Consider the following 17,816-nt stretch of genomic DNA (forward strand, 5'->3'; position numbering starts at 1 on the left):
GGGCGACAATAGACGCCATGTCCTCGGTCCACTTGCTTCGCCACGGCCATGTTCACAACCCGAACAAGGTCCTCTACGGTCGCCTGCCGGAGTTTCGCCTGTCCGATGCGGGTCAGGCCATGGCGCAGGCCGTCGCCGACGATCTGGTCGCCAGGGAGGTCCCGGTGGGCCGGGTGATCGCGTCGCCGCTGCTGCGCGCGCAGCAGACCGCCGCGCCGATCGCGCAGGCGTATGGCCTGGACATCGTGACCGAGGAGCGGATCATCGAGGCGGAGAACGCCTACGAGGGCACAGTGCTGCAGTCGGGCGCGAAGGACTTCATTCACCCCCGCAACTGGTGGATGCTGCGCAACCCGTTCCGCCCGTCGTGGGGAGAGCCCTACACGGAGCAGCGCGAGCGCATGTGGGCCGCGATTCGCGACGCCGCCCAGGCCAACCCTGACTCGGACACCGTGATGGTGAGCCACCAGCTGCCCATCTGGGTGGCACGGCGGTCCTACGAGAACCGCAGGTTCCTGCACGACCCGCGCTCGCGCGAATGCGGCCTGGCCTCGCTCACGAGCTTCGAGTTCAAGGACGGCGAGCCCGTGTCGATGTCCTACCGCGAGCCCGCGGCGCATATCGAGGCTCCCCGATGAAACGCAGCGCGCGGCTGGTGGTGCTGGCCGCGGTGCTGATCGCGGTGGTGCTGTGGCTCGCGGGCTGCGCCCCTGGCCAGGCGGCTCAGTCTCCCGGCTATGTCAGCGGCGACGGGACCGTGACGGAGTGGGCGCCGGACGAGCGTGACGAGCCGGTGGACCTCACCGGAGTCGACTTTGGCGGCGACCCCGTGGACGTGGCGGACTTCCGCGGCCAGGCCGTCGTGATCAATACCTGGTACGCCTCGTGCCCGCCGTGCCGCGCGGAGGCCCCCGACCTGGTCGCCCTCGACGCGCGCGACGATGTCCAGCTGCTGGGCGTCAACAGCAGGGACGATGCGGCGACCGCGCAGGCTTTTGAACGCACCTTCGACGTGGGTTACCCCAGCATCGACGATGCGGATGGCAAGGCCACCGCTCAGCTCCAGGGCCTGGTGTCGATCAACGCGGTGCCCACCTCGCTGATTCTCGACACCGAGGGCCGGGTGGCTGCTCGCGTCGTGGGGCGTGTGGAGCCGTCGACGCTCACCGCGTTGGTGGATGTCGCAGCAGGCAAGGCCAGCGACTGATGTCTGGCGCGCTCGCGTCGGGGCTGGGCTCCGACTTCGCCTCGCAGGTGCTGTCCGGCTCGATGCTTGCGGCGATCCCTGTCGCGCTGCTGGCAGGGCTCGTGAGCTTCGTGTCCCCGTGCGTGGTGCCCCTGGTGCCCGGCTACCTGGGCTACGTGTCCGGCATGGCCGGTACCGGCGCATCGGGCACGGGCAAGACGGCCACGCGCCCGCGCCTGGTGCTGGGCGTGCTGCTGTTCGTCCTGGGATTTTCCGCCGTGTTCATCACGATGAGCATCGTGCTGACCACCGCGAGCGCGCAGTACCGCGAGCAACTCGACATCGTCACCAGGGTGCTCGGCGTGCTGATCATCCTGCTGGGACTTGCGTTCATGGGTGCGATGCCGTTCCTGCAGAACGAGCGCAGGCTGCACCTGAGCCCCAAGGCCGGCCTGGCCGGTGCGCCGCTGCTCGGTGTCACGTTCGGGCTGGGCTGGGCCCCCTGCATGGGCCCCACGCTGGCCGCCGTGCTGACGCTGGGTCTTAACGAAGGCACCGTGGGGCGCGGCGTGGTGCTCGCTGTCGCCTATTGCCTGGGACTGGGCCTACCGTTCCTCGGGTTCGCGCTGTGGTTCGAGCGCTCCAAGCCCGTACTCGCCTGGCTGCGCCGCCACCGCCGCACGCTGCAGATCGCTGGCGGCGTCATGCTCGTGGTGCTCGGCATGCTCCTGGTGACCGGCCTGTGGACCGCGCTGACCAACGAGCTCCAAGGGTGGATCGACTCGTTCTGGGTGGCCGTGTGATGGCCCGCATGAAGATCGACAACTACGCCTACGCGCAGGTGCCGCGGCTGGGCCTCAAGGGTTGGCTGCGGTGGATGTGGCGCCAGGTCACGTCCATGCGCGTGGCGCTGATCCTGCTGCTGTTGCTCGCGCTCGCGTCCGTTCCCGGCTCGGTGCTGCCGCAGTGGCCTCAAGACGCCTCCAACACCCAGGGCTTCATTGACGAGTACCCGTTCTGGGGTCCGTTGCTGGACCGGCTTGGCTTCCTGGACGTCTTTGGCTCGGCGTGGTTCACCGCGATCTACCTGCTGCTGTTCGCCTCGCTCATTGGCTGCATCGTTCCGCGTTGCCTGGTGTACTGGCGCGAGCTGCGCGAAGAGGTCCCGGCCGCGCCGTCGCGGCTCGACCGCTACGAGCCCGTCACCGCGAGCACCGATCGCAGCCCGGCCGATGCGCTCGAGGACGCTCGCTCGACGCTCGCCGGCAGCGGCCCGGCTGCGTGGCGCTGGCTCACGGGCTACCGCGTGCGCATCGACGAGCGGCCAGCGGCCGATGGCGGCGAGCCCGTGCTCGCGTTGTCCGCGCACCGCGGGCACGTGCGCGAGGCAGGCAACCTGCTGTTCCACGTCTCGCTGGTGGCGATCCTGCTGGCCGTCGCGGCTGGCTCGCTGCTGACGTATCGCGGCCAGGCGCTGATCGTTGAGGGCGACACGTTCGTCAACGCCGTCGCTGGCTACGACTCGTACGAATCGGGCCCCCTGTTCAGTGAGGAGCAGTTGGAGCCGTGGACGCTGACCCTCAACAGCTTCGACGCGCAGTTTGACCTGAGCGGTCTGCCCACCGAGTTCACCGCGTTTGCGACACTCACCGAGCCCGGCCAAGAGCCGCGTGAGGTCCAGGCACAGGTGAACCGCCCCATACAGGTGGCCGGCGCCAAGATCTACCTGCAAGGCAACGGGTACGCGCCCGTGTTCACGGTCACGGACTCGGCGGGACAGATCGCGTTCCAAGGCGCGGTGCCCTTCTTGCCCCAGGATTCCGTGTACACCTCGACGGGCGTCATCAAGGTGCCCGACGTCACCGAGGGTGAGCAGCTGGGCTTCACCGGCACGCTGCTGCCGACCGCGTACATCGACGGCGACACGGCCGTGTCGCTACATCCGGCGCCCACCAATCCGCTGGTGGTACTCCAGGCCTACACCGGCGACCTTGGTCTCGATGCGGGCGTGCCGCAGAACGTCTACGAGCTCGACCAGTCGCAGTTGAGCCCCGTGCGCGGTGACGACGACCTGCCGCTCGTGATGATGCTCGAGATCGGCGACACTGTCGAGCTGCCCGATGGGCTGGGCGCCATCACCTTCGAGGAGTTGCCCCGCTTCGCCGCCTTCGACCTGCGCCGCGACCCGTCGCTGCCGTGGCTACTCGCCGCAGCCATCACGGCCCTCACCGGACTGGCCATGAGCCTGTTCGCGCCCCGCAGGCGCGTGTGGCTGACCGCCACGAGCAGTCCTCAGTCGGACGGCGCGACTACAGTGGTCACCGCGGCGGCCTGGGCCAGCGCGCACGAGGTGGATGCCACCGAGCAGCGCGATCTCGCCCTTGAGGCCGCCACGGGGACGGTCACACGTAGGGAGGACGCATGACGGCCCAGTATTTGAGCTGGCTTGCGCTGTGGGGCGCGGTCGCGCTGTACGCGATCGCCATGGTTGCCTCGTCGATTCACGTCGCCCAAGTGGCCGATGCGAAGGTGGCCGCCCGCGCCAAGGCGCGTGCTGCCGTGGCGGCCGGCACCCAAGCGACGGGCGACGCCAAGCCTGCGCGCGCATCGGCCGGGCAAGAGCCCCAGGTGCGCGTGCGTTCCCGCGCCGCGGGCATCGCGGCGTCGACGACTCTCGTGGGTGCGGTGCTCAACGGCGTGGGCGTCGTGGCCCGCGGCGTCGAGGCCGGGCACGCGCCGTGGTCGACCATGTACGAGTACACGATTACCGGCACGTTTGTGGCGACCGTGGTGCTACTGCTCGTGCAGCGCAAGCGCGACGTTGCCTACCTTGTGCCGGGCGTGACCGGCTTCTCGACCATCGCACTCGGCATCGCCATGACGGTGCTGTACGAGGCCTCGACTGGGCTGCGTCCCGCCCTGCAGAGCTTCTGGCTCGTGGTGCACGTGTCGATCGCGATCATCGCCACGGGCGTGCTGATCGTGGGCGCCGTCGCGACCGTGCTGCAACTCATGCGCGACTACCGCGACGGGGGCACCGACTGGCTCCAGCGCTTGCGCTGGCTTGAGGCCACGCCGAGCCCCGCCAAGCTTGAGGCGCTCGCGTTCCGCCTGCACGCCGTGGGCTTTGTGTTGTGGACCTTCACCGTGATGGCCGGCGCCGTGTGGGCCGAGCACTCGTGGGGCCGCTACTGGGGTTGGGACCCCAAGGAGGTGTGGTCCTTCGTCATCTGGGTGATCTACGCGGCCTACCTCCACGCCCGTACCACCCAGGGTTGGGCCGGCCGGCGCAGCGCCGTGCTCGCGCTGATCGGCTTCGTGGCGCTCATCATGAACTTCACCGTCGTGAACGTGTACTTCCAGGGGATGCACACCTACGCATGAGCGAGCCCTCCCGCGCCCCGATGAAGATTGCGTTCGTGCTGGATGACAGCATCGACCGGCCCGACGGGGTGCAGCAGTACGTGCTCACTCTCGGTGCGCACTTCACGCGCCAGGGGCACGAGGTGCACTACGTGTGCTCTGACGCGACCCGCACCGACGTGACGGTCCACTCGCTCGCGCGTAACACCGCCGTCGCGTTCAACGGCAACACGCTTCGGATCCCGCTGCCCACCTCGCGGGCCGCGCTGCGCGACTTCCTCGACCGCGAACGCTACGACGTGATCCACGTGCAGATGCCCCATTCGCCGCTGTTCGCGGGGCGAATCGTGGACGAGGCCCGCCGCGTGCAGGCCCGCACGGTTCGCATTGTCGGCACCTTCCTGATTCTGCCGAACGGCCGCGTGAGCGAGATCGGCACCCGCGTGTTGGGTCGCGTGCAGCGGCGCAACCTGGCCAAGTTCGACGCCTTCTGCGGGCTGTCACCTGCCGCGGGTGAGTTCGCGGGTGAGGCGCTGGGGATTGAAGCACCCTTCATCCCTGGCGCGGTGGACCTCGAGGCCTACGCGGCGGCCACCCCCGCGCCACGCGCCGACGACCGGCTGCGACTGGTGGTCCTTGGCCGACTGGTGGAGCGCAAGGGCGCCGTCGAACTCGTGCAGGCGATCGCGGGGCTTGCACCCGAGGTGCGCGCGCGTCTCGACGTGCGGCTCGCGGGCAAGGGTCCCCTGCGCGAACGGCTCGAACAGCAGGTTGCTCAGGCCGGGCTCGCCGAGATCGTCACGTTCGATGGCTTCGTATCCGAGGAAGACAAGCCCGGCTACCTTTCCGCGGCCGACATCGCGGTGTTTCCCGCGACCGGCGGCGAGAGCTTTGGCATCGTGCTCATCGAGGCGATGGCCTCGGGCGCGGGCGTGGTGCTGGGCGGCGCGAACCCCGGCTACCTTGCCGTGCTGGGCGACCGCCCCGAGGTCAGCGTGGACGCGATCGACATCGCGGCCTTCACCGCCTCACTCGACCGGCTTATCCGAGACCCGGCCCTGCGTGCCGAGCTGCATGAACACCAGACGCAGCGGGTGCGCCAGTTCGACGTCACGGTCGTGGGCGAGCAGATCATGGAGCTGTACGGAGCCTGAAGGGTCACGGCTGCGATCTCGCTAGGCTGAGTCGCATGCCTGATGCCTCTGCCACTGCCGGTTCGCGCTACCTCGACACTGTCCAGGCCATGCTCGCGCAGGCCGCCACGGCGGAGGCCGGAGCCATGGACCGGGCGGCGGGCGTCATTGCCGATGCGCTGGTGGCCGGCCGCACGGTTCACACCTTTGGCTCGGGGCACTCGCACATGCTCGCCGAGGAGTTGTTCTACCGGGCGGGGGGTCTCAAGAGCGTGCGCCCGCTGCTGTTCGAGGGGCTCATGCTGCACGGCTCGTCGACGCTGGCCACCCAACTGGAGCGCATGTCGGGGCTTGCGGCGGCGCTGCTCGACGACCACGGGGTGGAGGCCGGGGACGTGCTGATCGTGGCCTCCAACTCGGGTGGCAACGCGGTATCGGTGGAGATTGCTCAAGAGGCGCGCTCGCGCGGGCTCACGGTGATTGCGGTGACCTCCGTGGGACACGCGACATCGCCGCTGGCCCGCAAGACCGGCAACCCGAGCCTGCACGAGGTCGCGGACATCGTGCTCGACAACCACGGGGTCCCCGGCGATGCCGCGGTGGAGGTGCAGGCGGCGGGCACCCGCCTGGGGCCCACGTCGACGGTGGTGGGAGCGGCGCTGCTCAACGCGGTCGTGGCGCAGGCGATCGAGCTCGCCGCCATCCGCGGGTGGGCGCCCGACCTGTGGGTCTCGAGCGCTCTCGCGGTGGGAGACGCAGCCAACGGCTCCTAGGGCCTAGGGGTAGTTGCCGCCCTCTTGGCGGCGCCTGCGCTCCTGCTCCCGCAACCACGTGAGGTACTCGGGGTCGTCGTCCGGTGCGATCGGGCCGGGCTGTTCACGACGGTTGCCCTGGCCCGCGCCGCCGAACTTGAGGAACAGCCACACTCCTGCGCCCAGGTAGGGGAACAGCAGGATGATCAACACCCACGCCCAGCGGGGCAATCCGTAGGGCTGCTCTTGGGGGTGCTGGACGGCATCCGCAATGCAGTAGACCGTCACCGCGAGATAGGCCACGAACAGCAGTGCTCTGGGCATGGAGCCACTCTAGCCGCACGTACGCTTGAGCCATGAAGGTTTTCGCCTACTGGGCCGCGCGTACCGGCATCTTTGTGGCGGTGATGCTGGCGCTCGCGGCGGTGGGCTGGTTCGACATCATCTCGATCCTCGCCTCGCTGCTGCTCGCGTGGCTCATCTCGTACCTGGCGCTGCCGGGACTCCGTGCAGCTGCGCAGGAGCAGATGGCTGGCCTGATGGACCGTTCGCAGCGTTCGATGCGTGAGGCGGACGCCGAAGAGGACCTAGAGGTCGAGTCCGCCACCGACCCGCAGCGTGAGGACCACCCGCGTTCCTAGCGAGTGTTGAGGGGCTCCTGCTCGCGAGCGACCCGCGCGGCGAAATGGGCCTCGATAAACCACGCGAGGGTCCCCAGCGTGAAGACCACCGCGTTGATCGCGAGCATCCAACTGATGATCGACGTCGTGGTCGCCCACAAGGTCACTGTTGCGGCAAAGATGTGGATCGCTGCGACGACCGCGAAGATCCCGCCCGCGATCCGCGGTGGGGTGGGCCGGCCGCTGCGACCCCACGTGACGCCGCACCACCTGATGCCCTCGTAGCGCGGGCGGGCGGGAGGAGCCACCGGAGCGCTGCCGGGCGCCACGTGGTCCGTCCACGCCTGCCCATCCCAATAGCGCTGGGAGCCGTCGGGCTGGGGGTACCACCCGGCCGGAGGCGGGGTGGCAGGGGCGGGGACACCGGGCGTCGCGCTCATGCGGGCATCGTAGCCAGGCATCCCCACGGGGGCGAGGTGTCGAGCACGGGTGTCAGATCGCGATGCCGAAGGCGAGCAGGAGCCCGTAGACCAATCCCGTGGCGGACAGGCCCGCGAAGACGGTCTTGAGCGTGCCCGCCGCAACCCCGGCCTTCTCGCGCACGGCGCCGTCAAGGCGCACCGCGATGGCAAAGTACAGGCTCGGCAGCGCGACCACGGTTGACAGCAGCGCCCACGGGTAAGCAAACGACACCACGAGCGAGCACAGCACGGGCAGCGTCACGACGGCGGCGAACAGCTTGCGCACCTGCGCGGAGCCGAGCTTCACGGCGAGCGTGCGCTTACCTGCCAAGAGGTCCGTGTCGAGGTCGCGGATGTTGTTGACCATGAGCATCGCGACGGCGTACAGGCCCACGCCGGTGGCCGCCACGACGGCCCACCAGGTGATGGTGGCCGCCTGCACGTACATGGTGCCGAGCGTCGCGAACAGCCCAAAGAACACGAAGACCGAGACCTCACCCCAGCCGTCATACCCGTACGGCCGGCTCGAACCCGTGTAGGTCCACGCCGCCGCGATCGCAAGCGCGCCGATCGCGAGCAGCCAGTAGGTGCTCGTCATGACCACGAGGAACACCCCCGCAAGGGCGCCCAGCGCAAAACTCAGCACGGCCGCGGTCTTCACTGCAGAGGGTGCCGCCTTGCCGGTCGCCACCAGCCGGTCCGGGCCAATCCTGTCCACATCCGTGCCACGCACGCCGTCCGAATAGTCGTTGGCGTAGTTGGAGCCCACCTGCAGCGCGACTGCGACCAGCGCGGCCAGCAACGCCGCGCGGATGTCGAAAGCGTCGAGCGCCTCGGCGCTCGCGGATCCCACCGCCACCGGAGTGATGGCGGTCCACAGGGTGCGCGGACGCGCGCCTGCGACCCAGTCGGACGCGGTCGTGGGTGTCATGGGGCCTCCTGTGCGGCGTGGACGGCGATCGCCCGCGCGGCGCTGCGATCGATTTTGCCAGCCTCGGTGCGGGGAACGGCATCCACCACATGGACGATGCGCGGGCGTTGGTAACGCTCGAGGCCGTCAGCACCGCGCACGGCGGCTTGGGCGTCATCGGCGTTGGCGGTCGTGACGACGAGCGCGGTGACCGCCTCACCCCACTGTGCGTCGGGCACCCCGACGACCACCGCATCGGCGATGCCGGGCAGCGCGAGCACGGCGCGCTCGACGGCGGCGGGATGGATGTTGACGCCGCCGGAGATAATGACGTCGTCCGCGCGCCCGTGGACCGCCAGCCGAGCACCATCCCAGCGGCCCAGGTCGTTGGTGCGTAGCCAGCGTGTCCCGTCGACGCTCACGAAGGCGGAGTTGTCCCCGTCCGCATAGCCGCGTGCGAGCGTGGGGCCCGCGACCATGATGCGCCCCGCTTCGTTGGCGGTGGACAGGCTCACGCCCTCAAGCGGCACCCCGTCGTACACGCAGCCGCCACAGGTCTCCGTCATGCCATAGGTCTCGACGGCGTTGCCCGGCAAGGTCATGCCGGGAGGGGCGCCGCCGACGAGCACGGAGTCAAAGGTGGCAAGCGCATCGGACCCCTGCGAATCGGCGAGCAGGCGGCGCACCTGCGTGGGCACGAGCGAGACGTAGCGGCGCCCCGCAGGCATGCGGGCGACCGCCTCGGCGAAGGAGCCAGGCGTGAAGGTGCCGTTGCCGATAGGGGTGACGGACGCATCGGCCCGCCGAGCCCTCGCGAGGACCATCGCGCCCGCGATGCGCTGCGTGGGCATGGCGAGCAGCCAGTGACCAGGGCCGCCAAGGCGGGCCAGCGTGGCGTCGGCGGAGGCAGTCATAGCGTCCGTGTCGAGCAGCACCTCCCTCGGTGTGCCCGTGGAGCCAGACGTCGGTGCGGCGATGCCGGCGGCGCGGCCGCTGAGAGCGGCCTCCACTGCTGTGGCGCCGCCGTCGACAAGTCGGGCAAAGTGCATGACCACCAGCGTAGAGCGCGGCCTACAATGACCGGCATGAGAACCCAGCGCCTTGCGCCTTGGTCAGCACTCGCCGTCGCCGCCGCCCTTGCGCTCAGCGCCTGTGCGAGCACCGCTGTCGAGTCCGACCCCGCCACCACGCTGTCGATCGCCCCGTCGGCCGAGCGCACCAGCGCTCCCGCAGCGCCGGAGGACCCGCGGCCCGAGGTGGTGTGGCCGCTGACCGGTGAAGACGCGACCGGCGCGAACGAGGCGGACCTGGCGCGCCCCGCGCTGTCGATCAAGATCGAGAACTCGTCTGCCGCACGGCCGCAGTCCAACTTGCAGCACGCGGACGTGGTGTTCGAAGAGCAGGTCGAGTACGGGATCTCGCGCTTCGTGGCGATCTTCCATTCGGACGTTCCTGAGACCGTGGGGCCCATCCGCTCGATGCGTCCCATGGACAAGAACATCATGGGCTCGTTCGGCGGTCCGCTGATCTTCTCCGGCGCGCAGAGCCGCTTCATCTCCGGCACCACGTCGACGGGCCAGGAAGTGATCGCGCAGGACACCGGCGACTACGGCTTCTACCGCACGTCCGACAAGGCCGCGCCGCACAACCTGCACGGACGCACCGCCGACTTCTTTGCCCAGACCGACGCCGACGCTCCCGATCAGCAGTGGGAGTACGCGTACCCCGCACAGGACTCGACCATCGTCGCCGACGGCGAGACCGCCACGACGGTCGACATGAACATCTCGCCCCAGATGCAGCCGGAATGGCGCTGGGACTCCGACGCGAGCGAGTGGATGCGCTACGAGGGCGGTTCGCCGCATGTGACTGACGACGGCACTCAGCTGTCGACCACCAACATTGTGATTCTGTGGACCAAGCTCCAGGAGACGGGCCGCGGCGCTGGCGGCGGCTCGGTGCCCGAGACCATCGTGGTGCGCGATTCGGGCACTGGCTGGGCGGTCTCCGGCAACCGCTACATCCCGATCAACTGGTCCAAGGCCGGACAGTTCGACCCGTTCGTGTTCACCACGACCGACGGTGAGCCCGTGACCTTCATGCCCGGCAAGACCTGGGTTGAGTTGGTCCCCGAGTCCGGCGGCGCGGGCAAGGGCTCGGTCGAGATCTCGTAAACCCACCCCTCCCCGCCTGAGCGCGGCAGCAGGACGTGGTGGTCGGTTTTCGGGGGTGCGGTGCATCTTGGCAGGCACTCAGGTCCGCTGACCCCCCGCATCGGCGCCTTAGAAGGCGTACGGGTACTTAGTCCAGTCCGGGTCGCGGCGCTCCAGGAACGCGTCGCGACCCTCCTGGGCCTCGTCGGTCATGTAGGCCATCCGGGTGGCCTCGCCGGCGAACACCTGCTGGCCGGCCAGCCCGTCGTCAGCGAGGTTGAACGCGTACTTGAGCATGCGGATCGCCTGCGGCGACTTGGTCGCGATAGTGCGCGCGTAGTCCAGGGCGGTCTCCTCGAGCCGCTCATGCGGAACGGCCTCGTTGACGGCGCCCCAGCGCTCCGCATCGGCCGCCGAGTATTCGCGCGCCAGGAAGAAGATCTCGCGCGCACGCTTGTCGCCCACCTGGCGGGCCAGCAGCGCCGAGCCATAGCCCGCGTCGAACGAGCCCACATTCGCATCGGTCTGCTTGAAACGTGCATGCTCGAGCGAGGCGATCGACAGGTCGGCGACCACATGGAGGCTGTGCCCGCCACCCGCTGCCCAGCCGTTGACCGCGGCGATGGTCACCTTGGGCATGGTGCGCATCAGACGCTGCACCTCGAGGATGTGCAGGCGACCACCGTGGGCAGGTGCATCGGACGCGGTGCCCTCGTAGAGGTAGCCGTCGCGCCCGCGGATGCGCTGGTCGCCGCCCGAGCAGAACGCCCACACGCCGTCCTTGGGTGCCGGGCCGTTGCCGGTGAGGATCACGGCCGCGACGTCAGCGGTCATGCGGGCGTGGTCGAGGGCGCGGTACAACTCGTCGACGGTTTGGGGCCGGAAGGCGTTGCGCACCTCTGGGCGGTTGAAGGCGATCCGCACGGCGGGCAAGTCGCGTTCGCCGTCGCCATCGCGGGTGACCCAACGGTGGTACGTGATGTCGCCGTCGGGGAAGCCGTCGATGGCACGCCACTGCTGAGGGTCGAACGTGTCGGACACCGGGGCGGGGATCTCGCTCATGGGTGCCAGGGTAGGCCGACGCGGCGGCGCGCGGGAAACCCCGTGTCAGGCTCGCGCCACATCGGCCTTCCTATTCTTGACGGCGTTGTTCTTGACACGCTAGGTTCGCGACACGGGCGAGGGTGCCCGGTTCATCCGTGCGAGATGGCCGCACTCGACACGAGAAAGGGGGGGCGTGAAGAACACGCTTCTCCGAGGAGTGGCGGTCGCTGCAATGGCGATCGGACTGGCCGGTTTCGGAGCCGGCATTGCACAGGCCACCGAGTACATCAACAGTAAATCCAAGCCGCTCACGGTGGTCGGCTACGGTAGCACCGGATACGGCTACGGGGACTGGAAGGTCTCCACCGGAAGTGATGGGACGAGATCCCGACTCTCGGGCTACCAGAGGCTCAACGATTCCGACAACCACAAGGTCTACATGGGCCTTGAGACCTGGGTGAATGCTGGTGCTTGCGTGAGCGGCGACCTTCTCGACTGCACACAGGCGTATTACTACTACGCCTCCACCACCACGTCCCACACGAACAGCAGCGCCTACGTGAACAAGAAGGCGACGACGGGCCTCACCGCCGCAGCCGACTACGCGCGGGCCGCAGTACGTGTGTCGCTTGACATTCCGTGGCGAACCGACCAGCACGGCGGCTGGGCGTACACCGACGGTAACAAGTACTAGCGGTGACAAAGACCTATGAGTCGACCGAGTGGGGAGGCATCGACGATGCCTCCCCACTCGGCCTCCACCGTGTAGCAGTCCGTTACCGATCGGGCTTCACCCTGGGTCCGATGGATCTGGCGCTCACCGCTGGTGTCACCTGCCTGGTGGGCCCAAACGGGGCCGGGAAATCGACGTTGCTAGGAATCCTCGGCGGGATGCAGCGACCGCCGGAAGGAGTTGTGGTTCGCCGACGTGGAACGCGCGTTGGCCAACTGCCGCAACAATTGGCGTTGCCTATGCACGCGAGGTGTGCGGACTACGTCGAGCACGCGGCTTGGGTCCATGGCGTTCCTCGCGCCGCACGACCTGTTGCCGTGAGAGTCGCGCTTGAGGAGGTCGGGTTGGCCGAGCGATCGCGCGACCGCGTGCGGACCCTTTCAGGGGGCATGCAACGACGACTCGGCATTGCTCAGGCGATCGTCCATCGGCCCGATGTGGTACTTCTCGATGAGCCAACGGCCGGGCTGGATCCGTTGCAGCGGGCGTCGCTGAGGGATGTGCTCGCGAGGATGGCGGTTCGAGCCTCGGTCCTCGTCTCGACGCACCTCGTCGAGGATGTCCGCGGACTGGCGGATCGAGTCGTGGTCTTGTCGGACGGCGCGGTGGTATTCGACGGTACAGTTCCCGAGCTTGAGGCTCTCGATCGCCCGAGTGCACCGGGAGCGAGCCCCCTTGAGCGCTCGTTCTCTGCGCTGATGCAGGGCGCGCAGTCATGAGGTTCCGGTACGCGCTCTCGACACTGACCGGCCCGTGGATTTCGCTCGTAGTACTCGGGCTCGATGGTGCCGTTGCTGCCTCTCGAGGCGCTGAGTACCTTGGCGAAGACGTATGGACCGTGAGATGGATGGCGCTCGGCCTGTGGATCCTGTGGCCGCTTGTCGCGGCAGGCGCTGCCACCGATGCGGCGCGCGCCACTGCTGCAGGCAACCGACATCTGGCCCTCCCACCTGAGGTCGGCTCGCGAGACTATTTGTGGCGCGCGGCGTGGACAGCGGGACCGGCCATGGCGGCGCATGTCATCGTGGTGATGGGAGCGCTTGTCGCGGGCGGGGTCCTGCAACCCCGGGAGGGGTGGCAACCGCTTCTTCTGGCGCTCAGTGCGCAAGCGGTGACGATCATGTTCGCCACTGCTTTGGGCTCGTGGATCGGCCGCCACGTCCCCGTCCTCCTCGCCGGAGCCGTGGCGGGTGCGGCGATGCTCCTGGCGGGCGGGCTTCTCACCAACGTTCGTTCCGGGTCCCCGGGGTTCACCTTCCTGGGCGATACAGGGGCCTCCGTCACCCAGGTCGGCGTCGTATGGAACCCTGTCCACCTCTGGTGGCAAATCGCGCTCGTGGGTGGCGCTACGGCGCTACTCGTCATCCAGCGACCGCAGGTGAGGTCAGGGCTCGTCGCTCCTTCAGTGCGTTCAGTTGGTGCGATCGCCGTGGTCGCCGCGGTGGGCATCGCGTCGCCAGCATTCGTTCCGGGCCCACCGCTCATCGCCAGCGATGCACGCGCTGACGAGTGTCGATACTCGACTGTGGTTGTCTGCTACTTCCCCGAGCATCGGGAGTTCGTCGACGCCACGGAGGCGAGTCTGTCGCGACTCGCCCGTGCCGCGAAGGAATCTGGGTATGACGACTTGGTGCCGGACAGCGCGGTCGAGCGCAGTCGGCGCGTGGACCTTGCCAACGGTACGACCATTCGGTCTTTCGGCCCGCTCGGAGTTGACAGCGACCAAGTGCACGATGTCGACGTCATTCTGGACATCCTGACGCCGACGTGGTGCAACGCCCTGTCAGGCAGCGTTCCTCCGCCTGATGCCTTCTGGATTGAACTTGAGGCACTGGCCTACACGTGGGCTTCCATCGCGGGTGTCGATGAAGCCGAGTTGCAGCAGCGTTTCTTTGATGTGGATGAGGTACTTGAGCCTGCCGATGTGTCCGCGATCATTGACGCTCACTCGCGGTGCGATCTGGATGGAGTCCGTTGAGGGCTTTGCTGGTGTGGACTCGGGTGCACCGCATCGGTGCGGCAAGCCTGATCGTCGGGGTGTCAATGGCGTGGGCGATTCTCGATCACGGCGGCGCTGTGGAGCGCATCACTGTATCGATCCTGCCCATTCCTTCGCCTCTCCTGGCAGCGGCGCTCGCTGGCTTCGGGGCGTCGATCGGGCTCGTCGGCCCCCATGTCCCTGTGGCGGAGCGGCTGCGTCTGGCGGTCGCGCGAGCCGCGTGGGCGTTGGCGCTCGTCATGGGTCTTGCTTGCGTCGTCGCCGCTTCCGGGCTCGTTGGAGCTTCGTTGCGTCCGCAGAATGTCGTGATGTTGACGGATCCCGTCAACGTCGTTGCCATGATTCGCAACGCGGGGCTGTTCTTCGCGCTCGCGACCGCATCGGCTTTAGCGTGGGGCCCCGCGTTGTCCTGGACTGTGCCGCTCGCGTACCTCGTTGCGAGCCTACAACTCGGAGGCTCGGAGCAGACTCCCGCATGGTGGGCCATGGTGCGCGAGAACGATCACGTGACCTGGCAACTGTACGTCGTGGGCTTCGCGGTTGCTTTGGCGGGTGCGTGGTACGTGGCGCGGCGGCGTGGGCTGACCACTGCGTGACGGCCACGCCCTCGTGGAAGCGGTGGCACCCGGAGCGTGATGGTGAGTTGGGGGCGCGTTCGGGTGCTCCCGGGGCCGTTGCGCTCGCCTTTTTTCCCCGACAGTGTGAACCACTGTGGTCTCCGACACGCGGGTGGGAGGGCCGATGCGGTAGGCCCCTGCGGGGTTTCGCGGCCCGAGTTGGTTCAACCAGTCGGGCGGAGCGGAGCGGGGCGTTGCCGGGCGGAGCGGGGCGGAGCCGATGCGCCGGCTGGCCCACAGCGCCATCCCACCCGAACTAGGCTGTGACCATGGAGTTCAGGCCCTTCACCGTCGAGCTCCGCACCGTCTTTAGGGGCCTCACGCGACGCACCGGTGTGCTGATGCGCACCACCGACGAGCACGGTGTCGAGCACTGGGGTGAGTACAGCCCCTTCGCGGATTACGACGCCCCGCGCGCGAGCCGCTGGTGGGCCGCCGCCATGGAGGCCGCCCGAGGGCAGTGGCCCCAGCCGGTGCGCGACAGCGTGGCCGTCAACAGCATCGTCCCTCAAGTGGGGCCAGAGCGGGCGCGCGCCTATGCGACGGCGGGGGGTGCGACCACCGCCAAGGTCAAGGTCGCAGGCGGGGCCGAGCTTGCAGACGACATCGCGCGCGTCGAGGCCGTGGCCGACGCTCTGGGCCCACAAGGCACGCTACGGATCGACGTCAATGGCGGCTGGGACGTGGACCAGGCGGTGCGCGCGATCGACGCCTTGGAGCGCGCCGCCCGCAGCGGCGGCTTGACCGGCCTGCAGTACGTCGAGCAGCCGTGCGAAACCGTCGACGAGCTCGCGCAGCTGCGCCACCGGATCGACACCCCGATCGCCGCGGACGAGGCCATTCGCATCCCCGGCGACCCCCGCGCTGTGCTCGAGGCAGAGGCCGCCGACATCATCATCCTCAAGACCCAGCCGCTCGGGGGCGTGCGCCGCTGCCTTGAGATCGCCGACCAGGTGTACCCGCGCCCCATCGTGGTCTCGAGCGCGCTCGAGTCGTCGGTCGGGCTCGCGGCGGGAGTCGCGCTCGCGTGTGGCCTGCCCGTCGAGCCGCTCGCGTGCGGACTGGGCACCGGCGCGCTGCTGGCGACCGATACGGTCGCCCACACGCTGGTGCCCGCTGAGGGGCGCATCGGCCCTGCTGTGCTGGAGGTGATGGCGTGACCGCCCACCCGTCCGCGGTGTTTGCGCGCGAGATGATCGTGGCGCTGGTGGCCAGGGGAGTCGAGGACTTTGTGCTGTGCCCGGGCTCGCGGTCGGGCCCGCTCGCCCACGCGCTCGCGGACGCGGGTGGCGACAGCCCGCCGCTAGGCGCGCCGCGAGTGAACCTGCACGTGCGCATCGACGAACGCGCCGCAGCCTTCCTCGCGCTGGGGCTCGCACGGGGTCGTGCGGTCACGGGAGCACCTCGGCCGGTCGCCGTGATCACCACGTCCGGCACGGCCGTGGGCAACCTGCTCCCCGCGGTGATGGAGGCGCACCACGCGGGCGTGCCGCTGCTGCTGCTCACCGCTGACCGGCCCGGCGAACTGCGAGGCGTAGGCGCCAACCAGACCACGGACCAGGTGGGTATCTTCGGCACCTTTGTGCGGTGGAGCGCCGATGCGGCTGCTCCTTCCGAGGGCGAGGCGCCCGGGCGGGCGGCGGCCCTGGCGTACCGCGCGGTCGCGATCTCGCTGGGTGATCCCGCGCGCGACGACATGACGGGGACCCCTGGTCCGGTGCATCTGGACTTGGAGTTCCGCGATCCGCTGGGCGCCGACGGGGGGCTGTGGCTCGACCCGCCGCATCTCGAGCTGACTCCCTCGGCGGGGATGGCTGCGGTGACGCCTGGGCTGATCGGAGCGGCGACTCCCGCTCAGGCGCCTCTGCCGGCCGTCGAGCGCGGCATCGTGATCGCGGGCGACGGTGCGACGGATGTGGCGCGTGAGGTGGCCGAGGCCCACGGCTGGCCGCTGCTTGCGGAGCCCACGTCGGGGGCACGTTCGGGGCCGGCCTGCGTGCCCGGCTATCTTGACCTGCTGCGCATCGATGAAGGCCGCGCGCTCGCCGACCAGATCCATCAGGTGGTCGTGATTGGGCGGCCCACGCTGAGCAGGCCCGTGCAGCAGTTGATCGCCCGGGCGCCGGCGCTCTTCGTGGCCGGCCATGGCGCACGCTGGCGCGAGGCGCCCCGCCACGCGGATCGGATTGTGCGCGACGTGCCTGGCAGTTGGGTCAATCGATCGGACGGACAATTGGACCTGGGGGACTCCGCGTGGCTCGCGCGGTGGCACCAGGCCGCCGCGCTGGTGGAGCCAGATGGCGAGTCATGGGGTCCGCGGGCGGTGGCGCGGGCACTGGTCGCGTCGTTGACGCCGGGCGCGGTGGCGGTGATCGGTTCGTCCGGACCCATTCGTGCCCTCGACGCGGTGGCACCCGCGTGGCAGCCCGGTGCGGAGCCGGTGCTCATCGCCAACCGCGGTCTTGCGGGGATCGACGGCACCGTGTCGACGGCGGTGGGAGTCGCGCTCGCGTGTGCGCGCCCCGTGCTCGCAGTCATGGGCGACGTGACCTTCTTGCACGACGTGGGCGGGCTGCTGATTGGGCCCCGTGAGGCGCGACCGCGCTTGCGGATCGTCGTGGTCAACGACGGCGGCGGAACCATCTTCGCCTCACTCGAGCATGCGGGGGGCGACGCCCGCAACGTCGAGCGCGTCTTCACGACGCCCCACGGAGCGGACCTCGGTGCGCTGTGCGCCGGCTACGGCGTGCGCCACACCCGCGTCACCAACGCCGATGCGCTCGCCAAGGCGCTCGCGGCCCCCGTCACAGCGCTTGAGGTGGTCGAGGCCAAACTCCGCTCATGA

General features: G+C 69.2%; 20 protein-coding genes. 15 read left to right on the forward strand and 5 right to left on the reverse strand.

The features are described from left to right. The first annotated feature begins 17 nt into the window (after nt 1-17). The 7 genes from ACK5NO_RS07980 to ACK5NO_RS08010 are packed head-to-tail and all read left to right on the forward strand — an operon-like array spanning nt 18 to nt 6,455. Entirely contained in the window at nt 18-638 is a 621-nt protein-coding gene (locus tag ACK5NO_RS07980; protein WP_416812136.1) for a histidine phosphatase family protein, read from the forward strand. Further along, nucleotides 635-1,207, forward strand: coding sequence for a redoxin domain-containing protein (locus ACK5NO_RS07985; protein WP_416812137.1), 573 nt, complete (start codon nt 635-637; stop codon nt 1,205-1,207). Before ACK5NO_RS07980 ends, ACK5NO_RS07985 begins: the two co-directional genes overlap by 4 nt. Then, nucleotides 1,207-1,989 (forward strand): cytochrome c biogenesis CcdA family protein, encoded by a 783-nt coding sequence (locus ACK5NO_RS07990; protein ID WP_416812138.1) that lies wholly within the window; start codon nt 1,207-1,209, stop codon nt 1,987-1,989. Before ACK5NO_RS07985 ends, ACK5NO_RS07990 begins: the two co-directional genes overlap by 1 nt. After that, nucleotides 1,959-3,611 carry a cytochrome c biogenesis protein ResB gene (resB, locus tag ACK5NO_RS07995; RefSeq protein WP_416812139.1) on the forward strand — a complete coding sequence of 551 codons (1,653 nt, stop codon included), beginning with the start codon at nt 1,959-1,961 and terminating at the stop codon, nt 3,609-3,611. Before ACK5NO_RS07990 ends, resB begins: the two co-directional genes overlap by 31 nt. Continuing rightward, nucleotides 3,608-4,570 carry a c-type cytochrome biogenesis protein CcsB gene (gene ccsB, locus ACK5NO_RS08000; RefSeq protein WP_416812140.1) on the forward strand — a complete coding sequence of 321 codons (963 nt, stop codon included), beginning with the start codon at nt 3,608-3,610 and terminating at the stop codon, nt 4,568-4,570. The genes resB and ccsB overlap by 4 nt, the downstream gene beginning before the upstream one ends. Then, nucleotides 4,567-5,703 (forward strand): glycosyltransferase family 4 protein, encoded by a 1,137-nt coding sequence (locus ACK5NO_RS08005; RefSeq protein ID WP_416812141.1) that lies wholly within the window; start codon nt 4,567-4,569, stop codon nt 5,701-5,703. Before ccsB ends, ACK5NO_RS08005 begins: the two co-directional genes overlap by 4 nt. A 35-nt stretch (nt 5,704-5,738) precedes the next feature. Beyond that, nucleotides 5,739-6,455: a sugar isomerase domain-containing protein gene (locus ACK5NO_RS08010; RefSeq protein WP_416812142.1), complete on the forward strand. Its 717-nt coding sequence runs from the start codon at nt 5,739-5,741 to the stop codon at nt 6,453-6,455. Between the two features lie 3 nt (nt 6,456-6,458). On the opposite strand, the gene ACK5NO_RS08015 is transcribed toward ACK5NO_RS08010, so the two are convergent. Further along, nucleotides 6,459-6,758 carry a PLD nuclease N-terminal domain-containing protein gene (locus tag ACK5NO_RS08015; RefSeq protein ID WP_416812143.1) on the reverse strand — a complete coding sequence of 100 codons (300 nt, stop codon included), beginning with the start codon at nt 6,756-6,758 and terminating at the stop codon, nt 6,459-6,461. A 32-nt stretch (nt 6,759-6,790) separates the two neighbouring features. Between ACK5NO_RS08015 and ACK5NO_RS08020 the strand changes: the two genes are divergently transcribed. Beyond that, entirely contained in the window at nt 6,791-7,075 is a 285-nt protein-coding gene (locus tag ACK5NO_RS08020) for a hypothetical protein (protein ID WP_416812144.1), read from the forward strand. Here the strand turns inward: ACK5NO_RS08020 and ACK5NO_RS08025 are convergent. From ACK5NO_RS08025 to ACK5NO_RS08035, 3 genes are read right to left on the reverse strand one after another with little or no spacing between them, the layout of a single operon-like run. Further along, complete coding sequence (locus ACK5NO_RS08025; protein ID WP_416812145.1) at nt 7,072-7,494, reverse strand: DUF2510 domain-containing protein; 423 nt, start codon at nt 7,492-7,494, stop codon at nt 7,072-7,074. The genes ACK5NO_RS08020 and ACK5NO_RS08025 overlap by 4 nt on opposite strands. A 52-nt stretch (nt 7,495-7,546) precedes the next feature. Continuing rightward, nucleotides 7,547-8,446 carry a 1,4-dihydroxy-2-naphthoate polyprenyltransferase gene (locus tag ACK5NO_RS08030; protein ID WP_416812146.1) on the reverse strand — a complete coding sequence of 300 codons (900 nt, stop codon included), beginning with the start codon at nt 8,444-8,446 and terminating at the stop codon, nt 7,547-7,549. Next, entirely contained in the window at nt 8,443-9,474 is a 1,032-nt protein-coding gene (locus ACK5NO_RS08035) for an AMP-binding enzyme (RefSeq protein WP_416812147.1), read from the reverse strand. The genes ACK5NO_RS08030 and ACK5NO_RS08035 overlap by 4 nt, the downstream gene beginning before the upstream one ends. Nucleotides 9,475-9,510: 36 nt before the next feature. Here ACK5NO_RS08035 and ACK5NO_RS08040 point away from each other — a divergent pair, with 36 nt between their 5' ends. Then, nucleotides 9,511-10,599, forward strand: coding sequence for a DUF3048 domain-containing protein (locus tag ACK5NO_RS08040; RefSeq protein WP_416812148.1), 1,089 nt, complete (start codon nt 9,511-9,513; stop codon nt 10,597-10,599). Nucleotides 10,600-10,707: 108 nt separating this feature from the next. Here the strand turns inward: ACK5NO_RS08040 and ACK5NO_RS08045 are convergent, their stop codons facing one another. After that, nucleotides 10,708-11,640, reverse strand: a complete 933-nt coding sequence (locus tag ACK5NO_RS08045) for a 1,4-dihydroxy-2-naphthoyl-CoA synthase (RefSeq protein WP_416812149.1) — start codon at nt 11,638-11,640, stop codon at nt 10,708-10,710. A 175-nt stretch (nt 11,641-11,815) separates the two neighbouring features. Here ACK5NO_RS08045 and ACK5NO_RS08050 point away from each other — a divergent pair, with 175 nt between their 5' ends. The 6 genes from ACK5NO_RS08050 to menD all read left to right on the forward strand — a co-directional run bounded on the left by ACK5NO_RS08050 (nt 11,816) and on the right by menD (nt 17,816). Continuing rightward, nucleotides 11,816-12,316, forward strand: a complete 501-nt coding sequence (locus ACK5NO_RS08050) for a hypothetical protein (protein ID WP_416812150.1) — start codon at nt 11,816-11,818, stop codon at nt 12,314-12,316. A gap of 110 nt (nt 12,317-12,426) precedes the next feature. Beyond that, nucleotides 12,427-13,074, forward strand: coding sequence for an ABC transporter ATP-binding protein (locus ACK5NO_RS08055; protein ID WP_416812151.1), 648 nt, complete (start codon nt 12,427-12,429; stop codon nt 13,072-13,074). Beyond that, a complete protein-coding gene (locus tag ACK5NO_RS08060) occupies nt 13,071-14,333 on the forward strand; it encodes a hypothetical protein (RefSeq protein ID WP_416812152.1) in 1,263 nt (420 codons plus the stop codon). The genes ACK5NO_RS08055 and ACK5NO_RS08060 overlap by 4 nt, the downstream gene beginning before the upstream one ends. Next, nucleotides 14,330-14,950: a hypothetical protein gene (locus tag ACK5NO_RS08065; RefSeq protein WP_416812153.1), complete on the forward strand. Its 621-nt coding sequence runs from the start codon at nt 14,330-14,332 to the stop codon at nt 14,948-14,950. Before ACK5NO_RS08060 ends, ACK5NO_RS08065 begins: the two co-directional genes overlap by 4 nt. A 290-nt stretch (nt 14,951-15,240) precedes the next feature. Further along, nucleotides 15,241-16,131, forward strand: a complete 891-nt coding sequence (locus ACK5NO_RS08070) for an o-succinylbenzoate synthase (RefSeq protein ID WP_416812154.1) — start codon at nt 15,241-15,243, stop codon at nt 16,129-16,131. After that, nucleotides 16,128-17,816 (forward strand): 2-succinyl-5-enolpyruvyl-6-hydroxy-3-cyclohexene-1-carboxylic-acid synthase, encoded by a 1,689-nt coding sequence (menD, locus tag ACK5NO_RS08075; RefSeq protein ID WP_416812155.1) that lies wholly within the window; start codon nt 16,128-16,130, stop codon nt 17,814-17,816. Before ACK5NO_RS08070 ends, menD begins: the two co-directional genes overlap by 4 nt.

Origin of the sequence: Demequina sp. (genome assembly GCF_047975725.1) — a bacterium.
In the GTDB taxonomy this organism is placed as follows: Bacteria; Actinomycetota; Actinomycetes; order Actinomycetales; family Demequinaceae; genus Demequina.

Bases quoted from the DNA above. Each gene is read 5' to 3' on its own strand.
- ACK5NO_RS07980 (WP_416812136.1), top strand. From the start codon at position 18: ATGTCCTCGGTCCACTTGCTTCGCCACGGCCATGTTCACAACCCGAAC.
- ACK5NO_RS07985 (WP_416812137.1), top strand. From the start codon at position 635: ATGAAACGCAGCGCGCGGCTGGTGGTGCTGGCCGCGGTGCTGATCGCG.
- ACK5NO_RS07990 (WP_416812138.1), top strand. From the start codon at position 1,207: ATGTCTGGCGCGCTCGCGTCGGGGCTGGGCTCCGACTTCGCCTCGCAG.
- ccsB (WP_416812140.1), top strand. From the start codon at position 3,608: ATGACGGCCCAGTATTTGAGCTGGCTTGCGCTGTGGGGCGCGGTCGCG.
- ACK5NO_RS08005 (WP_416812141.1), top strand. From the start codon at position 4,567: ATGAGCGAGCCCTCCCGCGCCCCGATGAAGATTGCGTTCGTGCTGGAT.
- ACK5NO_RS08010 (WP_416812142.1), top strand. From the start codon at position 5,739: ATGCCTGATGCCTCTGCCACTGCCGGTTCGCGCTACCTCGACACTGTC.
- ACK5NO_RS08015 (WP_416812143.1), bottom strand. From the start codon at position 6,758: ATGCCCAGAGCACTGCTGTTCGTGGCCTATCTCGCGGTGACGGTCTAC.
- ACK5NO_RS08020 (WP_416812144.1), top strand. From the start codon at position 6,791: ATGAAGGTTTTCGCCTACTGGGCCGCGCGTACCGGCATCTTTGTGGCG.
- ACK5NO_RS08025 (WP_416812145.1), bottom strand. From the start codon at position 7,494: ATGAGCGCGACGCCCGGTGTCCCCGCCCCTGCCACCCCGCCTCCGGCC.
- ACK5NO_RS08030 (WP_416812146.1), bottom strand. From the start codon at position 8,446: ATGACACCCACGACCGCGTCCGACTGGGTCGCAGGCGCGCGTCCGCGC.
- ACK5NO_RS08035 (WP_416812147.1), bottom strand. From the start codon at position 9,474: ATGCACTTTGCCCGACTTGTCGACGGCGGCGCCACAGCAGTGGAGGCC.
- ACK5NO_RS08040 (WP_416812148.1), top strand. From the start codon at position 9,511: ATGAGAACCCAGCGCCTTGCGCCTTGGTCAGCACTCGCCGTCGCCGCC.
- ACK5NO_RS08045 (WP_416812149.1), bottom strand. From the start codon at position 11,640: ATGAGCGAGATCCCCGCCCCGGTGTCCGACACGTTCGACCCTCAGCAG.
- ACK5NO_RS08055 (WP_416812151.1), top strand. From the start codon at position 12,427: ATGGATCTGGCGCTCACCGCTGGTGTCACCTGCCTGGTGGGCCCAAAC.
- ACK5NO_RS08060 (WP_416812152.1), top strand. From the start codon at position 13,071: ATGAGGTTCCGGTACGCGCTCTCGACACTGACCGGCCCGTGGATTTCG.
- ACK5NO_RS08070 (WP_416812154.1), top strand. From the start codon at position 15,241: ATGGAGTTCAGGCCCTTCACCGTCGAGCTCCGCACCGTCTTTAGGGGC.